At 59.6% G+C, this 9,808-nt stretch carries 14 protein-coding genes; all 14 read left to right on the forward strand.

Translation table 11 applies throughout. The features are described 5' to 3' along the window. Positions 1 to 11 precede the first annotated feature (11 nt). Positions 12 to 137, forward strand: a complete 126-nt coding sequence (lptM, locus tag ACYQ3M_RS07460; protein WP_460035436.1) for an LPS translocon maturation chaperone LptM — start codon at positions 12 to 14, stop codon at positions 135 to 137. After that, entirely contained in the window at positions 138 to 1,391 is a 1,254-nt protein-coding gene (gene lysA, locus ACYQ3M_RS07465) for a diaminopimelate decarboxylase (RefSeq protein WP_460035437.1), read from the forward strand. Then, positions 1,382 to 2,218, forward strand: a complete 837-nt coding sequence (gene dapF / locus ACYQ3M_RS07470; protein ID WP_460035438.1) for a diaminopimelate epimerase — start codon at positions 1,382 to 1,384, stop codon at positions 2,216 to 2,218. Before lysA ends, dapF begins: the two co-directional genes overlap by 10 nt. Beyond that, on the forward strand, positions 2,206 to 3,105 hold the full coding sequence (gene xerC, locus ACYQ3M_RS07475; protein ID WP_460035439.1) for a tyrosine recombinase XerC: 900 nt from the start codon (positions 2,206 to 2,208) through the stop codon (positions 3,103 to 3,105). The genes dapF and xerC overlap by 13 nt, the downstream gene beginning before the upstream one ends. Positions 3,106 to 3,156: 51 nt before the next feature. Continuing rightward, the gene (locus ACYQ3M_RS07480) at positions 3,157 to 4,233 is read left to right on the forward strand and encodes a DUF2333 family protein (protein WP_460035440.1); all 1,077 of its coding nucleotides are present in this window, start codon (positions 3,157 to 3,159) and stop codon (positions 4,231 to 4,233) included. After that, positions 4,233 to 4,523, forward strand: a complete 291-nt coding sequence (locus tag ACYQ3M_RS07485) for a DUF4389 domain-containing protein (protein ID WP_460035441.1) — start codon at positions 4,233 to 4,235, stop codon at positions 4,521 to 4,523. The genes ACYQ3M_RS07480 and ACYQ3M_RS07485 overlap by 1 nt, the downstream gene beginning before the upstream one ends. Positions 4,524 to 4,603: 80 nt before the next feature. Further along, entirely contained in the window at positions 4,604 to 5,287 is a 684-nt protein-coding gene (locus tag ACYQ3M_RS07490) for a type IV pilus assembly protein FimV (RefSeq protein ID WP_460035442.1), read from the forward strand. Beyond that, entirely contained in the window at positions 5,288 to 6,343 is a 1,056-nt protein-coding gene (locus ACYQ3M_RS07495; RefSeq protein ID WP_460035443.1) for a hypothetical protein, read from the forward strand. A gap of 5 nt (positions 6,344 to 6,348) precedes the next feature. Further along, positions 6,349 to 6,906: a GTP-binding protein gene (locus ACYQ3M_RS07500; RefSeq protein WP_460035444.1), complete on the forward strand. Its 558-nt coding sequence runs from the start codon at positions 6,349 to 6,351 to the stop codon at positions 6,904 to 6,906. After that, positions 6,893 to 7,540 (forward strand): roadblock/LC7 domain-containing protein, encoded by a 648-nt coding sequence (locus tag ACYQ3M_RS07505; protein WP_460035445.1) that lies wholly within the window; start codon positions 6,893 to 6,895, stop codon positions 7,538 to 7,540. The genes ACYQ3M_RS07500 and ACYQ3M_RS07505 overlap by 14 nt, the downstream gene beginning before the upstream one ends. A gap of 46 nt (positions 7,541 to 7,586) precedes the next feature. Next, positions 7,587 to 7,949, forward strand: coding sequence for a roadblock/LC7 domain-containing protein (locus ACYQ3M_RS07510; RefSeq protein WP_460035446.1), 363 nt, complete (start codon positions 7,587 to 7,589; stop codon positions 7,947 to 7,949). A gap of 20 nt (positions 7,950 to 7,969) precedes the next feature. Further along, the gene (locus ACYQ3M_RS07515; RefSeq protein ID WP_460035447.1) at positions 7,970 to 8,524 is read left to right on the forward strand and encodes a protoglobin domain-containing protein; all 555 of its coding nucleotides are present in this window, start codon (positions 7,970 to 7,972) and stop codon (positions 8,522 to 8,524) included. Positions 8,525 to 8,549: 25 nt separating this feature from the next. Further along, a complete protein-coding gene (locus tag ACYQ3M_RS07520) occupies positions 8,550 to 9,044 on the forward strand; it encodes a PAS domain-containing protein (protein WP_460035448.1) in 495 nt (164 codons plus the stop codon). After that, positions 9,041 to 9,808, forward strand: a 768-nt coding sequence (locus tag ACYQ3M_RS07525) for a phosphate/phosphite/phosphonate ABC transporter substrate-binding protein (RefSeq protein ID WP_460035449.1), incomplete at its 3' end; no start/stop codon positions are given. The genes ACYQ3M_RS07520 and ACYQ3M_RS07525, both read left to right, overlap by 4 nt.

The following is a 9,808-nucleotide window of genomic DNA, read 5'->3' on the forward strand; positions in this document are numbered from 1 at the left end:
AGGCTTGAACGATGTCTAGAAATCTCGCGTTTGCCGTTTTGCTGCTCGTGTTGGCGGCCGGTCAAGCAAGCTGCGGTCAGAAAGGGCCGTTGTATCTTCCCTCTCCGGAGTCGGAACAAACCCAGGAAAAGCGCTAGATGAATCCTTTCTCCTACCAAGCGGGGCAATTACACGCCGAAGGCGTGCCGGTGGCGGAGATCGCCGCTCGTTACGGCACCCCGGTTTACGTTTACTCCCGGGCCGGGCTCGAACACAACTGGCGCGCTTTTGATCAAGCTTTCGGCGCGCATCCGCACCGGATTTGCTATGCGGTCAAGGCCAATTCCAACCTCGCGGTGCTGAATGTGCTCGCGCGACTGGGATCGGGGTTCGACATCGTTTCGGTCGGGGAATTGGAGCGCGTGCTCAAGGCCGGTGGGGAAGCGGGCAAGATCGTCTTTTCCGGGGTCGGCAAGCGCGAAGATGAACTCTGCCGCGCGCTCGAAGTCGGCATCGCCTGCTTCAACGTCGAGGTGAGCGCAGAACTGGACCGGATCGATCGGATCGCGCGCGCGCTGAAAGTTCAAGCGCCGATCGCGGTGCGCGTCAACCCCGACGTGGACGCCAAAACCCATCCGTACATCGCCACTGGATTAAACGAAAATAAATTCGGTCTGAGCATGCACATAGCGCGCGAGGAAATCTTGCGGGCGGCGGAGTTGCCCGGGATTTGCGTGGTCGGGATTTCTTGCCACATCGGTTCGCAGTTGACCGAGCTTTCCCCGTTCCTCGACGCGCTCGAGAGGGTGTTGGGTTTGGTCGAGCGCCTGGAGGCGGAAGGCATCGTCCTTCGCCACTTGGACTTAGGAGGAGGCTTGGGGATTTGTTATCGCGACGAGGCCCCGCCGGCGCCGGCCGAGTACGTGGCGGCGATCCTGCGCAGGCTGGCGCAAAAACCTTACGAAGTCTGGATCGAGCCGGGCCGGGCGATCGCCGGCAACGCCGGCATCTTAGTCACCAAAGTGGAGTATCTCAAAGCCACGCCGGTGAAAAACTTCGCCATCGTCGATGCGGGTATGAACGATCTGTTGCGCCCCGCTCTGTACCAAGCTTGGCAGGAGATCGTCGAGGTCCAGCCTAGAGCCGAGGCGCCGCTTAAACTGTACGACGTCGTCGGACCGGTGTGCGAAACCGGCGACTTTTTGGGCCGCAAGCGCTCTTTGCGGCTCCTGCCGGGCGATTTGCTCGCGGTGCGCGCGGCCGGCGCTTATGGTTTCACCATGAGCTCGAACTACAACTCAAGGCCTCGCCCGGCGGAAGTGCTGGTGGACGGCGACCGGGCGTATCTTGTCCGCCGGCGCGAGGCTTTGCAAGACTTGTGGCGCGGGGAGGAGATACCCGAATGCGGTTGAAATTTACCAAAATGCAGGCCTTGGGCAACGACTTTGTAGTCATCGACGCGTTCAACCAGTCGGTTTCGCTGACGGAAGCGCAAATCCGGCGTTTGGCCGACCGCCATTTCGGCGTCGGCTGCGATCAGGTCTTGCTGGTAGAACCGCCGTCCGATGCGACGGCGGATTTTCGCTATCGAATCTTCAACGCCGACGGCTCCGAGGTCGCCCAGTGCGGCAACGGCGCGCGCTGTTTTGCCCGCTTCGTTCGCGCCAAGGGGTTGATCGACCGCGACACCGTCCGGGTGGCCACCGCGGCCGGGACGATGCGTTTGGAACTGATGGACGCTGAGCGGGTGCGGGTAGTCATGGGGGTGCCGAGGTTTACCCCGGCGGAGATCCCTCTGGCGGTGCACGAGGAGAGCCTCGAGTATCAAGCTGAGGTCGGCGGGGTCAGCGTCCGCTTTGGTGCGGTCTCTGTAGGCAATCCCCACGCGGTGATCGTGGTTCCGGAAGTGGCGACCGCGCCGGTAGCCCAGGTGGGGCCGGCGCTTTCGTCGCATCGCCTGTTTCCAGCGCAGACCAACGTGGGTTTTATGGAAGTGGTCGATTCCCACCGGATTCGCCTGCGGGTGTTCGAGCGCGGGGTCGGGGAGACTTTGGCCTGCGGCAGCGGCGCGTGCGCGGCGGCGATCGTGGGGATAGAGCAGGGACTGTTGCGCAGCCCGGTGACGGTGCGCCTGCCGGGCGGGGAATTGCAGGTGGAATGGAAGGGACGCGGCACGCCGGCCGTCTTGACCGGGCCGGCGGAGTTCGTGTTCGAGGGGGAGATCGAATGGACGGATTGACGGCCGCGATTGAGCGTTATCTGGCGATGCTCGAGCACGAGCGCCGGGCCTCGCCCCATACTTTAAAGGCTTATGCCTTGGATCTGCGGCGGGTGGCGGCGTATTGCCGCGGCTGCGGCATTTGCCGCTGGCAAGACTTGAGCGAAGGGGCGGTGCGCGGGTACATCAGCGAGCGCCGCCGGGCGGGTTTGTCCGCGCGTAGCTTGCAGCGCGAACTGTCTGCGCTGCGGGGGTTGTGCGATTTTCTGTTTAAGGCAAGAGAACTGGAGGACAACCCAGTTCGCCGCATGCGGCCGCCCAAGGCGCCGCGCGCCTTGCCTGGAACGTTGAAGCTCGAGGAAATCCACGCGCTCTTGGACGTGACCCCGGCTTCGGCGTGGGAAGTGCGCGATCTCGCGATGTGGGAGTTGCTTTATTCTTCCGGCTTGCGGCTGAGCGAATTGGTCGCGCTGGATCTGGCCGACCTGGCCGCAGACAAGAGCTTGGTGCGGGTGCGGGCCGGCAAAGGCGGCAAGGAGCGGGTGGTTCCGGTTGGGCGTTGCGCCCGGGAGGCGATCGCGGCGTGGCTGGAAATTCGCCCGAGCTGCGCGGCTTTAGGAGAAAACGCGTTGTTTGTCAGTCGCCGAGGCCGGCGGATGAGCAGCCGCGGGGTGCAGTTGCGGCTGCTTCGATGGGGGCGCCGGTTGGGTTCCGAGCGCCGACTTCATCCTCACTTGCTTAGGCATTCTTTCGCTAGCCACCTGCTCGAAGCCAGCGGGGATCTGCGCGCGGTGCAGGAGTTGCTCGGTCACGCCGACATCGCTACGACCCAAATTTACACCCACCTGGATTTTCAATCCCTAGCCAAGGTCTACGATCAAGCCCATCCCCGAGCCCGTCGGCGTTGATCGGCAAAGTATGGTAAATTAAAAAACTCGATATACAGAGAGGTTTGCGCGATGACTGTGCCGCCTGCAGAGACAAAGGCTCCTTTAGGCGATTCGGGACCGGTCGAGATCCCTACGGTTCCGACCGAGTCGGAGGCATTGGAAGAGGAGACGCGCCAAAAGCGCAGGCTCTGGGGCTTAGGCGGGATCCTAGGCGGCATAGGGCTGGCGTTGTTTGCGCTGGGCTGGTACTGGAGTTATCGGTGCTTTAGTCCCAGCACGTACGATGTGACCGAGATCGCCTTAAAAGAGACCGGCGTGACGGACCCGAAAGAGCTCAAAGTCGGCGCCCGGACGACGGCGGTGTTGATCCACAACATGGATTATCTGCTCATCAAACCGGGGGGGTATCTTTCCAACGATGTGACGCCGCCGAGCGTTTTGCTCGACAACATGCCCAATTGGGAGTTCGGGGTCGTGGTGGCTTCGCGGGATTTGGCCACCGCTTTGCGCAACCAGTTCTCGCGGGCGCAGTCGCAATCGCCCGAAGACTCGGATTTAGGGGTTGCCGAGCCGTATTATTATTTCGAGACCGAATCGTGGATTTTGCCCGCCACCGAAAACCAATACCAAAAAGGGATCGATCTGTTTCGCAGGTACCTTAAGCGCCTTCAAGAAGGCCGGGCGAATTTTTATGCGCGCGCCGACAACCTGACCCAATACGTCGATATCCTCGCCAAGCGTCTGGGAGGCTACACCCAACGCCTGAGTGCGAGCAGCAAGTTGCACGAAGAGACGCCTTTAACGATCCGCGGCGAACCCAGCACGGCGTTCAAGCCCTTAGAGCGTACGCCTTGGCTAGAAGTAGATGACCACTTTTACGAAGCGCGCGGCTATTGTTGGGCGCTGCTGCATATCATGCGGGCGCTGGAGCAGGATTTTCACGAGATTTTGCGCGTAAAAGGCGCCGAGACCATGGTTCATCAAATCATCGTCGAGCTTGAAGCCACGCAAGCCACCATCTTAAGCCCGGTCGTGTTGAACGGCAGCGGGTTTGGCATCTTCGCCAACTACTCGCTGACTTTGGCTACCTATATTGCCCACGCCAACGCGGCTTTGATCGATTTGCGCGCGATGTTGAGCATCTGATGGACACAGAGTTGAGCCGGCATTTCAAGGAACCCCATACCTGGCGGCGGATTTTCTTCATGCTGGTGTTCGCCCTGATTTTAGGGTTCGTGCGCCTGATTTTGTGGGCGGTGATCTTGTTCCAGGTCGGGAGCAAGTTGTTGACCGGCCAGGACAACCCCCACGCCCGCCAGCTCGGCGCGACGCTGGCCGTTTATTTATATCAGATCGTGCTGTTTTTGACCTTCAACACCGAACAGATGCCTTTTCCTTTCGCCGAATTGAGGTACCCCTCCTCGGCCAAGCGCTGAAGAATTCATATCTTCACTTCCAATTTCGCCAGCTTGGACTACGCTTGATAGCGAAGGTCCAAAGTTTTAAGCACAGTCTCATGCTGATTGCCGCTTTTTCCGCCCCAGTTTGGGAGGGAGCCTTCTGGCGCGATGCGTTTTGCAGGCTCAGGTTTCCTACTGGGGTTGACTTAGAAGCTGTCTATGGGTTTTTGACCGCCCAGGTTTGCCGCCGGCCGCGTAGGCTTGAGTTGCACGTCTGCCGGATTCGCGCCGCGGCGGCGCTCGGCGAGGAAGCGCTGTATGCGGCGCTGCTCGATTTGTTCTGGGTGTTGGACGCCAAGGGGGAAAGCTTAAAGCGGCGCCTGTTGACGTGGGGGCAAGGGCGGTTGGCTGCCGACCGGCGGATGGCGCTTGCCGAATGCTTAGCCGGACGCCTTGCTGTGCGGCAGCTGCCGTTTTCCCCCCGCGCGGTGCTCCACGACGGCGTGTGGGGGGAGACGGAATTGGTCGTTGCTACTGCTGAAGAGAGCGCGGGCAAAGATCCACTCTCCGTCGCGCGGCTTTGCCTGGAGCTGGGGCAATTGGATCAAGCGCGGGAAATTCTAGCCGCACAGCTTAAGGTCGAGCCACACCGCGCGGAGTTTCGGCAAACGCTGCTGGAGATCTATCTGGCCACCCAAGATGCCAAAGGCTTTGCCCAAAGCGCTCTTTGGCTTGCCGATGCAGGTTACCTGGACGAAGCCTGGCGTGTTGCCGGCAGGCGGCTTGGGGTGCAAATTTAAATGAAGATCGCGGTATTAGGTTCGGGCAATCGGCTTGCAGAAACGGTGCGCGCCTTCATCCGCAGAAGCCAGCGCGAGTGGATGTTGGTGGAGGTAGGGCACGCCGAGGTGGGGATCATCGATCTCGATGCCTATGGCGCCGAAAAGTTCCTTACAGACTGGCGCCAGCGCCACCCGGAGCAGCCGGTGATCGCGATGGCGCTGCAAGAGCCCAAGGACAAAAGCCTCGTTTGGCTAAAAAAGCCGTTTACTGCCGAGGATCTGACCCGCGCCTTAGAGAGCGTATGCGCTCCCAAAACCCGGCTCGTGGTACGCCAAGAAACCGGCGGTTCGGTGCATGGCGCCGCCGCTGGCGTAGCGGCGAAAAATCGGGGCGAAGTCCTCCACGTCCGCTCCAATTGGGCAGAAGAGGCGAGCCAATACAACCCTGCCGATTACCTGCAGGGCTGGCTCGCCAAGGCGTATCGCCAAGCCGCCCTGACAGGCATCGTCGTGCGCTTGGAGACAGGATGGGAGCCTATCTTGATTTTCCCCAAGCACAAACGGGTCTGGACCGGCGGCGACGACAAAAAACTCCACGCTTTCTGTCGGGTGCCGCTGAAGACCTTTGCCCGCCTCAACGGCCGGGCGGCCGAGGTGCTTGTAGAGATCCGACCAGAACCCTTAACTGCCAATCTTCCGGAGCCGCTGCAACCTATGGACGCGTTCTTGTGGAAGGTGGCCTGGTGGAGTTCCGGCGGGCGCTTGCCGTTCGGCCTGGCTTCAGATCAAGCGGTGCGCTTAAAGCATTGGCCCAATCTGACCCGCTATTGGTGCCCGCCGTATGCGGTGCGGCTCGCGGCGCTTTTGGTCCAAAATCCGGTTGCTCCCTGCAAGGCAGCCGAACTCTTAGGGTTGGCGTTCGGGGAAGTGTTTGGTTTTTTGAGCGCCGCCAGCGCTTTGGGGCTGCTCGAGCAGGTTTCCACCCCGGCTCGGCCACGCCTTGAGGAGCCGCAGACTTCGGCCAAAAATCCAGGCTTGCTGCGGCGGATTCTGCAGCGTTTGTTGAAGGGATAGCGTAGATGGGACAGTACAAGCTTTTGTTCACCGGACCGGTGGGGGCGGGTAAGACGACGGCTATCGCGAGTCTGAGCGACGACCCGCCGATCAAAACCGACGCAGCCGCCAGCGACATGACGCGCAAATTCAAGCCTGAAACCACCGTGGCTTTGGATTACGGGGTGATGCGCCTTCCGGGGGGCGAGAAGCTTCATTTGTACGGTACGCCGGGCCAGGAGCGCTTCGATTTCATGTGGGAGATCTTGACCACCGGCGGGGTGGGCTTGATTTTGCTCATCAGCAATGCCCGCCCCAATCCATTCCAGGATCTTAGGTTCTTTGTGCAGCGGTTTGAGCCGTTCATCCGCGCGACCGCGGTGGCGGTCGGCATTACCCAGATGGACATCAAGGCCGATCCCGGCTTGGAGGAGTATCAGCGCCTGCTGGACGAGCTCAAGGTGCGCGCGCCGCTGTTTGAGGTCGATGCCCGCTCGCGGGCGGACGTTTCTTTGCTGGTTCAGGCGTTGCTGTTTACTTTGGATCCTGGCCTGAAAGTGGATGCGGGCGATGAAGCAAGCTAGGCTGCGTGAGGATCGGTTTTTGTTTCCTACCCCGGCAGGGGCCTATTATGCGGTGGCGGGGGCGGAAGACACGCCCCAGCGCCGATGGCTGTGCAATCTTCTGCGCTGCCCTAAGGCGCCGCGTCTGACTCGGGAAACCCTAGAGTATCTGGGCGAGACTGCCGATCAGGCGCTTGCTTTGTTGCGCAGGATGCAGTCCTTGCGTTGGGTGCAGGGCCTGCAAGCGCCGCTTGCGGTGCCGGACGTGCCCTTGGAAGACATCGTCCCCAAGCTTTTATCCAGCTTGGTCGAGGCGGGCAAAGCCTTGCTCGCCGACCGCCAGGGGTTTTATCTGGCTTCCTCCGGTTTTCCCCACGAGACCGCCGAAGAGTTGGCCGCCTTGAGCGCCGATTTGTTGAGCGTGCAGGACCGGTACCAAGGGCTGTTGTTGGGGAATCTCAATTTGGGTACCGAGGCGTGGGGGCTGATCGACGCCGCCGGCAACAGCCGGCTTGGCGTCTGGCCGCTTTATATCGGCAGACATCGATTCGCCTTGGTGATGACCGGGATCCCGCATTTCAACCATCCAGACTTCGTGCATCTGGTGTGGAGCTTGATGACTCGCTATGCTCCCTCGCCGGTATGGTTTGATTGAACTGACCGTGAACCTTAATTTGAAAAACCGAGAAAGAGGTAAATCTATGCGTGCCGATATGCTCACGTCTATTTTGAACGAACTCAACGGAACCTCTGCCGACATCGAGGCCTCAGGCGTCATCTCCACCGATGGACTGATGATGGCGGCGGTGTTGCCGCAAGGCCTGGACGAAGACCGGGTCGGGGCGATGAGCGCGGCGATGCTTTCCTTGGGCGATCGCACCGCGCAAGAGTTGGCCCGCGGCGAGTTGGAGCAGGTCTTGATCAAGGGCAGCCGCGGCTATGTGCTCATGACCCACGCCGGCCGAGATGCGGTCTTGACGGTTTTGGCCAAGCCGCAAGCAAAGCTTGGATTGATCTTTTTAGACGTCAAGCGCGCGGCGGAAAGCATCGCCGAGCTTGTTTAGGCTTATTAGAGGCGTGGAAAATGGTCGAGCAAATCGTTAAAGATTTGAAAGTTTTGACGGGATTTGGTGAAGCGGATTTGGCGGTATTGCAAAAGCACCAAGCGCTGATTTCAAGGTGGGCGGATGAGATCGTAAAGGCGTTCTACGATACCTTGTACGCTTATGAGCCTACCGCCGGCGTTTTGGGCCAGGATCGCGCCGCCAGGGAGAAAACGCTGCGCGAATGGTATTTGGAAATCGCTTCGGGAAAACTTGACAAAAAGTTTTGGTCGCATCAATGGTTCGTCGGCGTCGTCCACATCAAGCGCAAAGTGCCCAACCGTTTCATGATCGGCATGATGAGCAGGGTGCAGGAGCTGTTTTTACACAAGAGTCTAGAAGCTTTGCCGCGGGAGGAAGCGCTCGAATTGTATGCGGCTTTTAAGCGCGTGAGCGATATGGTGGTCGGCCTGATCGCCGAAAGTTATCTGGAGAATTACTTCCAAGCGTTGGAGAATACGGTAGGATTCAAGCGCACCCTGGTGCAGCGGATGATGGAAGTGGAAATCGACAAGCGCTTGGCGGCAGGGTATTGAGCTGTGTGCGCAAGGGGGGTGGAGGATGCTGAAAGACATGGATCAGGCTTTCGTTGCGGGGCAAGCGCGTGAGGTAATGTTGAATTTGTATCGAGTCGGTCCGCGCAAGGTTTTTGTCGTGGACGAGGAGGTGCCTTACCCGGACGGCCGGCTGATCGTCTCGCGCACCGATTTGAACGGCGTCATCACTCACGCCAACCGTTCGTTTGTCGAGATGTCCGGCTACCGCGAGGAAGAATTGATCGGTGCCCCCCATTCCATCCTCCGCCACCCGGATATGCCCAAAGCCGCGTTCAAAGACTTATGGGACACGATCCAGCGCGGCGAAATCTGGCAGGGCTACGTCAAAAACTTGCGCAAAGACGGCCGTTACTACTGGGTCAAAGCCACGGTGATCCCCAACGTGCGCAGCGGTCGCATCGTTGGCTACACTTCCGTGCGCCGCAAGCCCGACCGGCGCAAAGTGGAAGAGTGTATCGCGCTGTATGCCAAGATGCGTGCTGAGGAGTCAAATTTATGACGTATCTCTTTACTGTCAGCCCAGATTTCAGTCCAGACCGTTTAGCCGGCTGGTTTGTGTTCAACACCTGGCTGCAAAAAACTTTGGGCTGCCGTTTCCACTTGGAATTTCTGGAAAGTTTCCAGAACCTGCACCAGGCGATCGCCGAAAACAGGATCGATTTGATTTATGCGAACCCTTACGATGCAGCCACGCTGGTGCGCGAGAAAGGCTTTACCGCCTTGGTCAAACCCAAAGGCGAAGCCGATGAAGTGGTGATCGCAGTGAGCTCTACCAGCCTAGCCCAAGCGGTAGAGGATTTGCAGCCGGGCATCCGGGTTGCCAGCACCGACGACCCCGATGTGCATTTGATCGGCATGATCCTGCTTGAACCGGCCGGTCTGCAACGGGGAAACGTCGATTTAGTGACTGCGGGCAACTACGTCTTGGTGGCTAAAAAGCTGCTGGAGGGGGAGTGCGAAGCCGGTGTTTTCCTGGCCAGAGCGTTTGACGAGTTAAGCCGCCCCATTCGTACTCAGCTTAAGGTTTTGGTGCGTAGCGACATCCAGGTGATTCATCATATGCTGATGGCAGGCCCCAGACTGGCCGACCAGACGGCAGTCCTGACCGCCGCTTTGCTCGAATTGGATCAAGAAGCTAAGGGACGGGCCATGTTAAATCAGCTGGGCTTGGAAGGATGGCAAGCCATTGAGCCCGAGGAGGTCGAATTTATGATCGACCTTATGGATACTCTGACTTACAGCCCGGCCCTTGAAGGGCGCACG

The sequence above is a fragment of the Methylothermus subterraneus genome (assembly GCF_054656915.1).